Source organism: Myxococcus sp. SDU36 (assembly GCF_030168875.1).
Taxonomy (GTDB): Bacteria; Myxococcota; Myxococcia; order Myxococcales; family Myxococcaceae; genus Myxococcus; species Myxococcus vastator.
The window spans coordinates 416,490-429,977 of the sequence record NZ_CP077414.1 but is presented as its reverse complement, the minus strand read 5'-3'; the positions used below and the strand labels follow the sequence as shown (position 1 = coordinate 429,977).

General features: G+C 70.7%; 12 protein-coding genes. 5 read left to right on the top strand and 7 right to left on the bottom strand.

Going from position 1 to position 13,488, the window contains the following annotated elements:
- The first annotated feature begins 140 nt into the window (after nt 1-140).
- A complete protein-coding gene (locus KGD87_RS01770) occupies nt 141-1,256 on the top strand; it encodes an EAL domain-containing protein (protein ID WP_284665847.1) in 1,116 nt (371 codons plus the stop codon).
- Between the two features lie 48 nt (nt 1,257-1,304).
- Here the strand turns inward: KGD87_RS01770 and KGD87_RS01765 are convergent, their stop codons facing one another.
- The 3 genes from KGD87_RS01765 to plpQ all read right to left on the bottom strand — a co-directional run bounded on the left by KGD87_RS01765 (nt 1,305) and on the right by plpQ (nt 3,249).
- Nucleotides 1,305-2,048, bottom strand: a complete 744-nt coding sequence (locus tag KGD87_RS01765) for a hypothetical protein (RefSeq protein WP_284665846.1) — start codon at nt 2,046-2,048, stop codon at nt 1,305-1,307.
- A 248-nt stretch (nt 2,049-2,296) separates the two neighbouring features.
- On the bottom strand, nt 2,297-2,833 hold the full coding sequence (locus tag KGD87_RS01760) for a DUF192 domain-containing protein (protein ID WP_284668749.1): 537 nt from the start codon (nt 2,831-2,833) through the stop codon (nt 2,297-2,299).
- Between the two features lie 17 nt (nt 2,834-2,850).
- Nucleotides 2,851-3,249 carry a motility regulator PlpA gene (gene plpQ / locus KGD87_RS01755; RefSeq protein ID WP_002639025.1) on the bottom strand — a complete coding sequence of 133 codons (399 nt, stop codon included), beginning with the start codon at nt 3,247-3,249 and terminating at the stop codon, nt 2,851-2,853.
- A gap of 25 nt (nt 3,250-3,274) precedes the next feature.
- Between plpQ and KGD87_RS01750 the strand changes: the two genes are divergently transcribed.
- The 3 genes from KGD87_RS01750 to KGD87_RS01740 all read left to right on the top strand — a co-directional run bounded on the left by KGD87_RS01750 (nt 3,275) and on the right by KGD87_RS01740 (nt 6,768).
- Complete coding sequence (locus KGD87_RS01750) at nt 3,275-5,635, top strand: tetratricopeptide repeat protein (protein WP_284665845.1); 2,361 nt, start codon at nt 3,275-3,277, stop codon at nt 5,633-5,635.
- Between the two features lie 66 nt (nt 5,636-5,701).
- Complete coding sequence (locus KGD87_RS01745; RefSeq protein WP_163782400.1) at nt 5,702-6,229, top strand: hypothetical protein; 528 nt, start codon at nt 5,702-5,704, stop codon at nt 6,227-6,229.
- Nucleotides 6,230-6,300: 71 nt separating this feature from the next.
- A complete protein-coding gene (locus KGD87_RS01740) occupies nt 6,301-6,768 on the top strand; it encodes a nuclear transport factor 2 family protein (RefSeq protein WP_284665844.1) in 468 nt (155 codons plus the stop codon).
- Nucleotides 6,769-6,781: 13 nt separating this feature from the next.
- Here KGD87_RS01740 and KGD87_RS01735 read toward each other — a convergent pair whose 3' ends face one another.
- Nucleotides 6,782-7,753 (bottom strand): homoserine kinase, encoded by a 972-nt coding sequence (locus tag KGD87_RS01735; RefSeq protein ID WP_284665843.1) that lies wholly within the window; start codon nt 7,751-7,753, stop codon nt 6,782-6,784.
- Nucleotides 7,754-7,888: 135 nt separating this feature from the next.
- On the opposite strand from KGD87_RS01735, the gene KGD87_RS01730 reads away from it, so the two are divergent.
- Nucleotides 7,889-9,469 carry a tetratricopeptide repeat protein gene (locus KGD87_RS01730; protein ID WP_284665842.1) on the top strand — a complete coding sequence of 527 codons (1,581 nt, stop codon included), beginning with the start codon at nt 7,889-7,891 and terminating at the stop codon, nt 9,467-9,469.
- Here the strand turns inward: KGD87_RS01730 and KGD87_RS01725 are convergent.
- Genes KGD87_RS01725 through KGD87_RS01715 form a run of 3 tightly spaced genes read right to left on the bottom strand, consistent with a single transcriptional unit; the run spans nt 9,461 to nt 13,455 of the window.
- Nucleotides 9,461-9,961, bottom strand: coding sequence for a hypothetical protein (locus KGD87_RS01725; protein WP_284665841.1), 501 nt, complete (start codon nt 9,959-9,961; stop codon nt 9,461-9,463). The two genes, KGD87_RS01730 and KGD87_RS01725, sit on opposite strands and share 9 nt — an antisense overlap.
- Before the next feature lie 7 nt (nt 9,962-9,968).
- Nucleotides 9,969-11,300 (bottom strand): cyclic nucleotide-binding domain-containing protein, encoded by a 1,332-nt coding sequence (locus KGD87_RS01720; RefSeq protein WP_284665840.1) that lies wholly within the window; start codon nt 11,298-11,300, stop codon nt 9,969-9,971.
- A gap of 40 nt (nt 11,301-11,340) precedes the next feature.
- Nucleotides 11,341-13,455, bottom strand: a complete 2,115-nt coding sequence (locus tag KGD87_RS01715) for an FHA domain-containing protein (RefSeq protein WP_350101198.1) — start codon at nt 13,453-13,455, stop codon at nt 11,341-11,343.
- Nucleotides 13,456-13,488: the final 33 nt, after the last annotated feature.

Here is a 13,488-nt window from a genome sequence, read left to right as displayed (position 1 = left end):
ATGCGGCACTGCAGCTTCTTTCGGGGAGGGCATGGAGCCTGCGGTGGGTTCGGCTACAATTTCCACACATGAGCCTGCCCCTCTCCTCCGCACCAGCCCCCTCCTGGCTGTGGAAAGGTGACGAGCCGAGCGTCACCTCGGTGTTTCAGCCCATCGTGGACTTGCTGCGCGGCGAGGTCATCGGGCACGAAGTGCTGTCGCGAGGACCGGGCGAGTTCCGCGAGCCGCACGTGCTCTTCACGCAGGCGCGATTGGAAGGCTACACGTGGGAGCTGGAGCGCGCGTGCTGGACGTCCGCGCTGCGCTGCATCGCCACGCTGCCAGAGGCGCAACGCAGCGCGCCCTTCTTCTTCAACGTCAGCCCGGACGTGTTGAGCGACCCGCGCTTCGGAGATGGCTCCACGGAGGAGCTGCTCGCGCGCTACGGGTTGAACCCGAAGAACCTGGTGCTTGAAATCACGGAGAAGGCGGCGTTCGAGGACAACGCGTTGCTGCAGCGGCTGACGCGGCAGTGCTCGGCGCTGGGCTTCGGCATCGCGCTGGATGACTTCGGCGCGGGGCACTCCGGACTGGTGACGCTGGTGAACAGCGCGCCGCAGTTCATCAAGCTGGACCAGGCGCTGGTGCGGGACATCCACCGGCACAGCTACCAGCAGCACCTGGTGAAGTCGCTGGTGGCCTTCGCGGCCAGCGTCAACGCGACGCTGATTGCCGAAGGCGTGGAGACGTGGGACGAGCTGACCGTGCTGCTCCGCCTGGGCATCCGGCACGCGCAGGGCTACCTGGTGGCCCGCCCCGCGCCCGTGCCCGTGCTCCCCAGCGTCGAGTTCGAGGCGCGGCGCCATGAGGCCATGCGCGCGCTCGACTTCCGCGAGGACGAGGACGACGAGACGGTGGGCAGCATCGTCATCCGCCGCAACTGCGTGGAGCGGCCCGTGACGCCCGAGGAGTTGGAGCGGCTGTTCCAGCAGAAGGCGGACGTGGACCACGTCGCCGTGGTGAATGGTGAGCGGCTGGAGGCGCTGGTGTTGCGGCGCCTGACGGCCACGAAGGGCGCGGCGCAGGTGGCTCCGCTCATCGTCGAGGACCGGATGGCGCTCACCACCCTGGCGCGGCTCGCCATGGAGCGCGCGCCCGACGCGCTCTACGACCCGGTGGCCGTCACGGATGCCCAGCAGCGGTTCCTGGGCACCGTCACCATGCAGCAACTCATTCGCCGCGCCACGGAGCTCTTGGAACGCCGCACGCCGGCTTGATTACAGGCACGGCCTGTCAACAAACAATCCCCAACCCCTCAACATGTATCAGGGGCTCTGGCCCTTGGGGTGAGATCCGACGACCTCAGTCAGCCGATTGCAGTCGTCGCCGAAAGTCGGCACGATGTAATGAGGCGCGAGATCTCCCTCCTTGCGTGCCCTCTCTGATGCTGCGACGGCGTAAAAGAACTCTTCATTCGCTTTGAAATAGTAATCCCGGGCCAGTTTCAGGTCCCCCGCCTGTTCAGCAAGAGCCGCCCGCTTTGCAAAGCACGCGAAAGCAGTTCCGCTTGGAGCCTTCGGCAGGAACTCATCAATTATCTGGAGGGCTCCTTTGTCTCTCCCTGTCGTGTGGAGATACTCGTAGGAGTTCAGCACGAAACCACAGTCTTTTTTGGCAGGAATTCCGTCTGACTTTTCGGTCAGCCAGAGCACATGGGCGAAGGTCTGCAGTCCCTTCCAACTCTTGTCGGATGCACCCTGCGTCGTATCCAGCGTTGCCATGATGAAGTACTGCCCGGAAGCAAGCTGCGCCGTCTCCTCCGCCGACAAGACGAGGTAGTGGAGAAGCACATAAGGCGCGGCAGCCGTCAGTTTCACCGTGCTCGGAGCGCTCCCGGCCTTGCGCAGGGGCCAGTGCACAGGGCTATTCACGCGATTCTTCCTGAGAAAAACCTCGACCGTGAGAAACCGGTCCCAACCGCCCTCGGGCGCTTCAATCAGAATGTCACCCTCGGCGGGTACCTGCGCATTCGCCGCGAACAGCCTCGGGTGCGCCAGACCGACTGTCACGACCAATGGCCATCCCTTTGGCAGGGATGAAATCGTGGATCCGACGATGAGACTCGGTGAGGAGGCGGCCGGTGACTCGGCAACCGCACGCTCCGCGGCGCCTGACTGAGCCCATCCCGGGACCACAGCCAAAGCCACCACCAAGACCCAACCACGAAGAAAAGTCGTACCCATGGAGACCCCCCGCCCCAAGATGACAAGGTGCAAGCCATTTCCGCAATGGGGTTACGGCGTTCTCCCGCAGGGCCTCAGGGCGCGAGGCCCATGCCCGCCACGCCTTCAAAGCGGACGGCGCTGCCCTTACGGATGCCGACCTTCTCCGTCCAGCCGCCGGGCACCTCCAGCACGTACTGACTGGGCACCCCCACGGAGCGCGTCGCACGCGATTGGGGCTCCGCGCGCGACACGATGCCCGCCACGCGCATGTCCGAGGTGATGAAGATCATGTCCAGGGAGATGAGCGTGTTCTTCATCCAGAAGCCCATCACCCGCTCCTCCGGGAAGAGGAAGAGCATGCCCTTCCCCTCCGCCAGCGCCTTGCGCCACATCATGCCCCGCTGGAGGGAGTCCGCCGTCGCGGCGATCTCCACCTCCACCCGGTGGACACCACCGAAAGCATCCTCCAGCCGCACGTGCCCACGCGGAAGTGGCGGCATGACGTAGTCCTCCGCGGTGATGTCCGTGACGCGCGGCCGGGCCTCGGCGGCCTTCGGCGTGGCACGGGGCGCGCTGCCCTGCGCCTCCTGCTGGCAGGCCGATGCCAGCAGCGGCACCGCCACCACCATCCACCGAAGGCCGTGCTTCATGAGTGCGAGTGCAGCGGCTTGTTGAGCAGCTTCTCCGTCAGCTCGCCGCCGAGGCTGTCGGACATCAGCCCCTCCACCACCGTCTCGAACTCCACCCGCTGCGCTTCGCTGCTGTAGATGAAGCGGATGCCCATGCCGGGCTCGTCCGCGTCCGCCTTGGACCAGACGACCTCGCCCAGCAGTTCGAAGGGGGCCTCCCGGTGTGGCACCGTCAGCTTGAAGAGGAAGCGCGTGCCGATGGGCAACGGCTTCTTCGTCTTGATGAACGTGCCACCCTTGCTGATGTTCTTCGTGTAGTCCGCGAAGAACGAGTTGAGCTTCTTGTAGTCGACCTTCAGCTCGATGGGCGCGCGCCCGTTCTGGCGGTGCTCTGGACCTGTCTTCTGTTCGGACATGCTGGCTGGGAGTATAGGAGAGGCCATGCGGCAAGTCCTCACCCGCGCCTCTGGCCTGTTGCGTCGCCCCGCCGTCCTGGCCACCGTCCTCCTGCTCGCGGGCGGGGGCTCGGCGCTCGTCCTACTCCCCCTCTTCGGCGTCCCCGGCTTCGAGCTGAGCCTGGCCCTCTCCATCGCCGTCGGCCTGCTCGGAGGGGGACTGGGCATCGCCGCGGCCGCCCAGGAGCGACGAATCCTCCTGGGCGCCCCCCCGACGCCCCCCGGGGCCCTCCGGCCCCAGACGCCCGCCGGAGCGGTGGCCCGGGCCCTGGGCGCCGCCCTGCTCCTCAACGTCGGCGTCCTGGTGCCCCCCTTCCTGGTAGCCACCCTGTTCGCCTGGCTGCGCACCGCGTGTGACCCGTTCGCACTGGTGGGCTTCTATCCGATGCTCACCCTCCCCTCGGCCGCCCTGGCCGCCTCAGCGGGCGTGCTGTGCGGCTTCACGGCCGAGCGCCCCCGCCGGGCCGTGGGGCTGTACGCCCTCCTCATCCTCGTCTCCGCTGTGCCCACCGCGAGGCCCATCGTCGCCGGGCCCCAGGTGTTCGCCTTCAACCACTTCCTGGGCCACCTGCCCGGGCCCCTCTACGACGAGGCCCTGGGCGTCTCCGCCGCGCTCGGCTGGTTCCGCCTGGAGACGCTGCTGTGGGTCAGCGTGCTCGCGGGGCTCACCTCCGCCCTGCTGGACCTGGGCACCGGGCGCCTGCGCCGGGCCGGCCTGCGCCGCGCCACCCTCGCCGCCCTCATCCTGCCCCTGGCCGCCATCGCCTTCATGGAGGCGCGCGGCCCCGCCCTGGGCCTGCGGATGACGGACGCGTGGCTCACCCAGGAGCTCGGCGGCCTGCGGGAGACGGAGCACTTCGTCTTCCACTACTGGCGAGGCAAGCCGCGCGAGGACGTGGACCGCTTCGCGAGGGATTTGGAGTTCCGCTGGGCCCAGACGCGGCACTTCCTGGGCGTGGCCCCCACCGAGCGCATCCACGTCTGGCTCTACCGCGACGAGCACGAGAAGCAGCGCCTGGTGGGCGCCGGCCGCACCCAGTTCGCCAAGCCCTGGCGCCACGAGTTGCACATCCAGGACCGGCCCTTCCCCCACTCGGTGCTCCACCACGAGCTGGCGCACGTCATGGCGGCCCCCGCCGGCAGCGGCCCCTTCCGCGTCACCACCCGGCTGGGCGTCTGGCCGCTCATGGGCGTCATCGAGGGGTTCGCCGTCGCCGCGGACGGCCCGGTGCAGGGCGACCTCACGCTGCACCAGTGGGCGGCGGGCATGCGCCGGCAGAAGCTGGCGCCAGACATGCGCAAGCTGATGGGGCCGCAGGGCTTCTACCAGTCGGCGCCCGCGCGCGCGTACACCGTGGCCGGCTCGTTCCTGCGCTACCTGGCGGACACCTATGGCGCGGACCGGCTGAGGGCCGTCTATGCCCACGCGGACTTCGACGCCGCGTACGGTCGTCCCCTGGGAGAGCTCGTCACCGAGTGGGAGCAGTACGTGGACGCGCTCCCCCTGGATGAAGCCTCCGTGGCGCGGGCCTTCGCGCGCTTCCGCGCCGGCAGCCTCTTCACCCGCGCCTGCGCCCGCGAGGTGGCGCGGCTGTCGGACGCCGCTCGGCAGGCGCTGGCGAGCGACCCCGAGGACGCGCTGGCGCGCTACCGCCGCGCCGCCGAGCTCCAGCCCGACGAGCCCTACTTCCGCCTGGGCGAGGCCGTCGCCCTGTCCCAATTGGAGCGCTACACGGACGCGGACGCCGTGCTCGCCGCGGTGGGCGAGCGCATGAAGGGCCAGGCCGTGCTGGAGGCGGAGGTCGCCATGGCGCGGGCGGACGTCGCGCTGCGCCGCGAGCAGCCCGGCGAGGCCCGCCGCTTCCTCGACACCGTCCTGTCGAAGGACGCCGGGCCGGAGCTGACGCGCACCGCCCAGGTGAAGCTCGCCGCCATGGAGGACGCCGCGCGTCAGGCCCCCATCGACGCGTACTTCCGGGCCGGACAGGACGAGGTGCGCCTGCTGCTCCTCGCGCGCGCCCTGGACGCGGTGCCCACGGACCCGTTCCTCAACTACCTCATGGGCCGGCGGCTCCAGCAGTTGGGCTCGCCCACGCTGGCCACCGGCTACCTGCAACAGGCCCTGGCGGCGGAAGGCCTGCCGGACGCGCTGCGCCGCGAGGCCCTGCGCATGCGCGTGGAGTCCGCCTACCTGTCAGGAGACTGCGGCGCGGTGCGGCACGAGGTCGGTGCACTACCGGACTTTGGCGCCGCCTTCCGGGCCTCCGCCGACGAGTGGCGGGAGCGCTGCGACTTCGAGGAGAAGACCTTCCGCGGACTCCTGGTGCCACGACAGGCTTTCCGCTAGCCACGCTTTTCGGTTAGGCAGGCAGCCAGACAGCGGTGACGTGCCAGCCTGGCAAGGAGGACGTGGATGCGTTTCGAGTCGCGGCATCGGATTCAGGGGACGGTGGATGAGGTGGAGCGCGCGCTCCTCGACGAGCGGTACTTCGCGTTCCTGCTCCAGCACCACGGCGTGCTGCTGGAGCTGCAGCCCCTGGAGGTGAAGCCGGACGGAGACGTCGTGCGCCGCCGCGTGCGCTACCGCCCCAGGCCCGTCATCGAGAAGATTGGCCCCAAGACGGTGCCCCCGGAGTGGTTCGCGTTTGTCGAGACGTCCACCTATGACAAGCGCCGCAAGGAGCTGAGGTTCGAGAACGTCCCCACCTCGAACAAGATCTCCAAGATGCTGGTGAACACCGGCACCATGCGCTTCCGCGACGTGGGCGGTGGCCAGACGGAGCGGGTGATGGACGGTGAAATCGCCCTCAAGCTGCCCTTCCTCCTCAAGCCCCTGGGGCTCATCGCGGAGAAGGTCATCCAGTCGGAGGGCCTGAAGATTCTCGACAACGAGGTGCCGGTGCTCAACCGGTTCATCGCCGAGGTCATCCGCCCCGGTTAGTCGTCCACCCGCCCCTGGCGGGGCCTGGGAATGGGTTGACTTCCGTCGGGTTGTCCCAATAAGGCCCCGCCATGCTCAAACGCTTCCTCGCCTTCAGCGTCCTGTCCCTGCTGGCCGCGTGCGCCCCGAAGCGCATCCCCGGCACGGACATCGTCGACAACTCCGACACGCGCGCCATCCTCGCCGTCATGGAGCAGTACCGCACCGCGTTGGAGGCCCGGGACGCCCAGGCCATCCAGAAGCTCATCTCGCCTGCGTTCCGGGATGACGGCGGCACGCCGAACGACCCCAGCGACGACCTGACGGCGGAAACCCTGGTGCCCTACCTGGAGCGGGTGTTCCCCCGCATCCAGGGCCCGCGCATCGAGCTGAGCATCCGCCGCATCCAGGTGGGCGAAGACGTGGCCGCCGCCATCTACTACTGGGATGCCACCTGGCGGATGCCGTCGCTCCACTCGCGCCCCATGAAGGAGTCCGAGCTGGAGCAGATGGTGTTCCGCAAGGAAGACGGCACCTGGAAGATCATCACCGGCATCTGACGCCGCGGGGCCTTCACAGGCCCAGCAGCGCGGCGAAGCCCTCGGGCCCCATGGCATTCAAGGCCCGGGCCCGGTTCAGGTAGGTGCGGTAGTCCTTGCGCACCAGCTTGTCCGCCGGCAGCGAGGACAGGTGGTAGTCGCGGATGCGGCTCGCCGTGAAGCGCACCGCCCCGTAGAGCGCATGGCCGAAGAGGTTCGTGCGCTCCACGGCGGACAGCGGCCGGACGTCCACGTACCCGCGAATGAAGGCCCGGCACAGCTCCGGCAGGTACTGCCCGCCGTCGAAGCACCAGGCGTTGAGGGTGATGGCCACGTCCAGGCCGTAGTCCTCCCGGCACGCCATCTCGAAGTCGAAGAAGGCGCCCACGCGGTCCCCCAGCCACTTCACGTTGTCCATGAAGAGGTCCGCGTGGATGACGCCGCGAGGCTCCAGGCCCTGCCGCAGGGTGCGCGACGTCTCCATGTCGCGTTGCAGCTCACGCGCCACCGCCGCCAGCGCCGCGTCCGGGTGCGCCGCCAGCGCCTCCAGCCAGCCGCGCACCGTCTCCGGGCCGTAGGGATTCTCCCGCGAGTCGGAGAAGGACTGCGTGTCGCGGTGCAGCTTGCCCAGCTCCGCGCCCAGCCGCTCCAGGTGGTCGGCGGTGAGGGCCGGGTGGCGCAGCTCCTCGCCCGGCAGCCAGCGGAAGACGCTGACGCGGCCGCCCTCCAGCGCCAGGAAGGTCGCCCCGTCGCGCGTCGTCAGCTGCACGGGCCCGGGGAAGTGGTACGCGGCCAGGTGCGCGAGCAGCGCGGATTCGAAGCGCAAGTCGTCCGCGGAGCGCACCGTGGTGTGGCGCACGAAGTAGCGCCCGCGCTGCGTCTCCACGCGGTGGTTGGTGTTGATGGAGCCCTGGGGAATGGGCGTCACCTCGTGCACAGCCCCCAGCCCGAATGCCTCCGCGACCCGCTCGAATGCCTCGGGGGGTAGCGCCGTGTGTACCGCCATACCTCTGACCTCCCACGTCCGTGTTCACGCCGCCGCCCCCGTTGACAGCCCAGGGGACCGTTCCTATCTGAGCGCGACTCCTATACCCGGCATCACGGCCGGCGCACATCCAACTCCAGCGCGGGGGACAGGTCCATGGGCACCGAAGGGCGCAAGGACTGGCAGCGGCGCGAAAGCCTCACCAGCGCGCTGATTCAGGTGGGTGTGGTGGCGGTACTCCTCGCGGGCGCGGTGGCCTTCTTCATCCACCGGGGCACCGTCCGCAAGCAGACGGAGGACCACCTGCGCACGGCCCGCATGGCCGCCATGCGTGGCAACCCCGCGGACCTCGCCCGCGCGATGACGGAGCTGGAGGCCCTCTTCCAACTCGACGCCGAGGCCCGTGACGCCCAGGCCCTGGCCGCCGACATCCAGACGGTGCTGTGGCTGGAGCACCGTCAGCCCGGCGCGGACGCCAAGGCCCGCGAGCACCTCTCCCGCGCCGAGCAGCTGGAGTCGCAGTCCGGCGAGCGCTACGGCGCCCACGCCCTGCACCTGCTGGCCGCGGGCAAGGCCGCCGAGGCGGAGCAGTACCTGGCCGGGCTCGAGGCCCGCGGCGCCAACAACGCCCGGCTGACGCTGGCCCGGGCCCTGGCGCTCCAGGCGCGCGGCGACCTTCCCGGCGCGAGGCAGGCCTTCGCCCGCGCGGCGGAGGCGGCCTGGCGCGACCCGCGCTTCACCACCGCATACGGCGAGGCCCTGCTGGATGAAGGCCAGTACCCGCAGGCAGTGGAGGCCTTCGCCAAGGCCACCAGCGTCAACCCGGACCACCTGCTGGCCCGCGTGTCCACCGCGCTGGCGTACACCTACCAGGGACGCAAGACGGAGGCAGCACGGCAGGTGCTCTCCGGCGTGGAGGCCCGAGGCGCGGAGCTGACGCCCGGCCTGAAGGCCCGCGCGGGCGCGCTGAAGGCGGAGCTGGCGCTGGCCCGCGGCGCACCCGACGAGGCCCTGAAGGCCGCGGACGAAGCGCTGAAGGCCGTCCCCGATGAGCACTACGCCCTCTTCGCCCGGGCCCGGGCCCTGGCGGTGAAGCGTGACGCCCAGGCGCGCGCGGCGTTCGAGGCGGCCGTGGCCCGGCGCCGCAATGCCCCCCTGCTCTACCTGGACGGCGCGCGGGCGCTGCAGGGCGCGGGTGACACCGACGGCGCGGTGGCCCTGCTGGACGCATACGAGGCCACCTTCGGCCCGGTGCGGACCACCACCCCGGACGGCAAGCAGGTGGGCCTCTTGGAGAAGGACAGCCGCTACTGGCTGGCGCGCGGCGGCGTGCTGGAGGCCGCCTCCCGTCAGGACGATGCCCTGGCCGCCTACGACAAGGCCCTGGCCGCGCGCGGCGTGGACCTGGCCCGGGCCCAGTACGCCAAGGGCGCGCTGCTGCTGGCGCGCAAGGACTACGAGGGCGCCCGCCCGTTGCTGGCCGCCGTGGCCCCGGACAGCGGCGCGGGCACGATGGCGGAGGCCTATACCGCCATGGGGGACCTGCTCTTCGCGCAGGGCGAGCACGCCGCCGGCTGCCAGCACTACTTCTTCGGGCTCGCGCGAGCCCGGGCGCAGGGCGCTCCCCGCGAGGCGCTGGCGGAGCGCGTGGAGGACATCCGCGAGCGGCTGGAGTCCGCCGGCCAGGCCAGCATGGCCAAGGCCTGGAAGGCGGAGTCCGGCTCGCTCCTAGAGTAGGTCCGTGGGGCTGATGGACTCCGGGCGGGCGCGCACCACGCGCCACTCGCCGTCCTCTTCCCTCTCGAAGGCGCCTTCGATGCGGTAGGCGCTCAGCACGCTGTCGGCGGCCAGGTCCTCCACCTTCTCCGCCTGCGAGCGGCCGAAGATGAAGCGCGCGTTGAACTCCCCTTCCGTGGGAGACACCTCGCGCACCTCCAGGTTCGTCACGAAGACGCGCACCCACTGGCCGCGCAGCACCTGCGCGGTGAGGATGCCGCGCACGTCCTTCTTCGACCAGCCGCCCTGCCCGTTGGAGCGGAAGCGCTCGGAGACGTGCTCCATCACCCCGCCCACGTCCTTCTCCTCCGCCTCCCGCGTCATCACCACCACCTGGCGGCGGATGGCCTCCTCCACGGTGAGCTGCTGCCGCGGCCAGAAGTACAGCACCGCGCCGGCCACCAGCAGCGCCAGCACCCCGCCCACCACCTGCGAGCGCGTCACGTTCACCATGGCCGCCTCATGCCGCCTCGGGCTCGAGCACCAGCTCGTCCGCGTCGATGATTTCCGCGGGCCGCAGCGCCTCGCCAATCTGCTTCAGCCGGCGGTCCGACAGCTGCTCCAGGTACGTGCGGATGTCCGGGACGGCCGTCACCAGCTCGTGGAAGGCCGCGCGCTCCAGGAAGGCCGCCGCCGTCTTGCGCGCCGCCGCCACCGTCGCCGTGGCGCGCAGGCCCGTCAGCAGGGAGATTTCCCCCGCCACCTCGCCCTCGCGCAGCATGCCCAGCGTCACCACGCCGCCCGCCGGGTCCTCCTTCTGCACCACCAGCTCACCGGCCAGCACCAGGAACAACCCCGGCGAGTGCTCGCCCTCCACCAGCACCTTCTCCCGCGCCTGGAGCGCCCGGAAGGTGAAGCGCCCCAGCAGCGCGCCCCGCTCCGACTCCGGCATCGTCTGGAACATGGGCGAGGTGGCCATCAGGTTGCGCGCCATGCGCTGCTGCGCGAAGTCCGCCAGCACCTGCGGCACCGAGGGGTGGCTCTTGGCCACCGCGTTGAGGTGCTCGCGGCGAATCTCGAAGACCTCCGTGTCCGACACCGCGGACACCGTCGCCGTGGGCGGCGCGCCCGTCAGCAGCGCGATTTCACCGAAGATGGAGCCGCCGCCGAGGAAGCCCAGCGTGCGCGCCTCACCCTCCATCTGCCGCGTCACCTCCGCCTTGCCCGCGACCAGGACGTAGAGGGAGTCGGCGGGCTCGCCCTCGCGGCTCACCGCCTCCTCCGGCTTCACGCGGTGCCATGCCATCAGCCGCACCAGGTCCACGAAGGCATCCCGCTCCAGCTCCGCGAACAGCGGCAGCGGCGGACGGCTGTTGGGGTCCGCGGCGCCGCCCGGGTCCGTCGCGGCCAGCACTTCGATGGCGCGGCTGGACAGCTCCTCGCCCTGCAGCCCCATCAGGTCCGTCTCCACCTTGCCGTCGTAGAGGACCTCGGGCGGCAGCGGCGGGGGCACCACCGCGCGGCCCGGCGCGTTGCGCACCGCGCGCGCGTGCACGCGAAACAGCGTCTCCTTCAGGCGCCGCTCGTTGGGCGCCAGGTCCAGCGCCAGCTTGCACGCGGCCATGGCGGACAGCAGGTAGTCACGGCGCAGCAGGCCCTCCGCGCAGGCGTGGTAGGCGGTGACGGCGCGCTCACGCTCGCCCAGCTCCGCCAGGCAGCGCGCGGCCAGCATCCGCGCGCGGTGGTCCGCGGGGACGCGGCGGACCGCCTCGGCGAACACGGCCAGGGCTCGCTCGAACTGGCGCTCCTCGATGAGGTCCATCCCGAGCTCACGCAGCGACGACTCGTTCATCCCTTGTCTCCCCGGCAAATCATGGTCGGCCCGCCGCCACTCACGGCTGCAGCTCGCTCAGATACATCTCCGCCTTGCGCTTGACGTCGGAGCCTTCCGAGGCCGTCTCGATGACGACCTTGAACATCTCCGCCGCGGCCCGCGGATCCCTGTCCCGCTGGATGTAGGCCCGGAGGAAGAGCTCCTCCGCCTTCTTCTGCAGCGTCTCCAGTCCTTCACGCGCCCGCCCGTCGCCCGGGTTGAGCCGCAGCGCCTCGCGGAAGTGCGTGCCGGCCGCGCCCAGGTCGCCCTTCTTGAGCGCGCTCTGCCCCGCCGCCAGCGAGGACGACGCGAGCTGTTCGTCAATGCTGTTCCCCAGCGAGCCCCGGAAGCCAATCTGGCGGTACAGCGCCGCCGCGCGCCGCAGGGGCGTCGCCGCCGCCTCCAGCGAGTTGGCGTCCAGCTTCTTCTGCCCGTCCTCCAGCGCGCGCCGGAACTGGGGAATCAGCCGCTTGAGGGCCAGGGCCCGGTCCTTCACGTCCTTCTCCGCCCGGTGCTTGTCCATCACCCGGTCACACTCCAGGACGGCGCGCTGGTAGTCACCCCCGTTGAAGCGGCGCTCCACGTCGGCGAAGGCCTCGGCGATGAACTCCTTGCGCCGCTCCTTGGCCAGCTCCGCCGCGCGCGCCGCGGCGTTGCGGTTGCGCCGCGACACATCCTGGGCCTCCTTCGCCAGCTCGGCCTCCAGGTCCGTCAGCTTCACCTCGTAGGCCGGCCGGTTCAGCGGCGGCAGCTGCGCAATCAGCGGGCGAATCGTCTCCGGGTCGCGCGAGGCGAAGGACTCCTCCACCTGCTGGAGCCGCCAGGCGATGTCCTGCTCCTCCAGCGCCGTCGCCAGCTTGCGGCGAACGTCATCCGTCTTCGCCGTGCCCTGCGGCGTCGCCTCCAGCTTCGCGCGCGCCTCGTCGAACTGCTTCTCGTCGATGAGCGCCCGCACCGCCTCCAGCGAGGTCATCACCTCCAGCTGCGTGCGCGCGCCCCGGGCCAGGTTGTCCGCGTCGATGCCCGGCACCAGCTTCTCCGCCTCCTCGATGAGGCGGATGGCGTTGGCGAAGTCATCCGCGCGCACGGACTCGCGCGCCTGCTGCATCAACACCTTCGCCCGCTCCGCGTTCGGGTCCGGCGGAGGCGGGGGCGGCGGCCCCGACGGAATCAGCATCAGCCCGATGACCAGCACCACCACCAGCGCGCCACCGCCGCCGATGAGCGCCTTCTGCTTGCCCGTCAGGCCACCGCCGCTCGAACGCGTCGGCGTGCTCCGGATGGGCGGACGGGACCGGGGCACAGCCACCGCGCCCTTGCCGCCGGAGCCCTCCTTGAGCGAGTCGGGCAGCTTGTAGTTGGCGTTGGTGGCCTCGTTGAAGCGCGGGTCGTTCGGGTCCGCGTCGCTGCCACGCGCGGCGGCCTGGTTCTTCCGCTTCTCCTCCGCCTCGCGGGCGGCCGCCTCGCGCTCGCGCTTCTCCTCCGCCTCGCGGGCCTCCGCCTGGGCGCGCAGCTCCTTGATCTGCTCCGCCTCGTCCACGAAGCGAAGGCGCGTCTTGCCCACGGAGATTTCGTCACCGTGCTTCAGCAGGCACTCGTCCACGCGCTGGTCGTTGACCTGGGTGCCACTGACGCTGCCCAGGTCGCGCATCACCACGCCGGCCTGCCCGTACACCAGCTCCAGGTGCCGGCGGGACACGGACTGGTCCTCCAGCACGAAGTCGCAGTCCTTGTTGCGGCCCACCACCATCCGCACGCTCTGGAAGCGCTTCTTGCGGCCCTGGTCCGGCCCCTCCAGCACCTCCATCTGCACCGGAGGACCCGCGCGCGTGGCGTCCGCGTTGTCGTCTTCGTCCTCGTCGCGGGAGCGGCGCTCCGCCTCCACCGACTCGATGGAGGCCACGCGCGTCTCCCCCGTGCGGGAGCGGCCCGGCTCCTCCTCACCGTAGAGGTCCGGGTTGGGCGGCCCGTCGTCCGGGTAGCCGTCCTCGCCGGATGCGGGCGCGGCGAAGTCCTCGTCCTCGGACGCGGGGCGGCGCCGGGCGGGGGACTTCATGGAGTCTGGGTCCTCACCCGCGGCACCACCGGAACGACCGGCGCCAGCACGGGAAGAGGGAGGAGGACGAGGAGGCATGGGGCGGTTTCCAGTCTCGAAGCGCCGGGCATC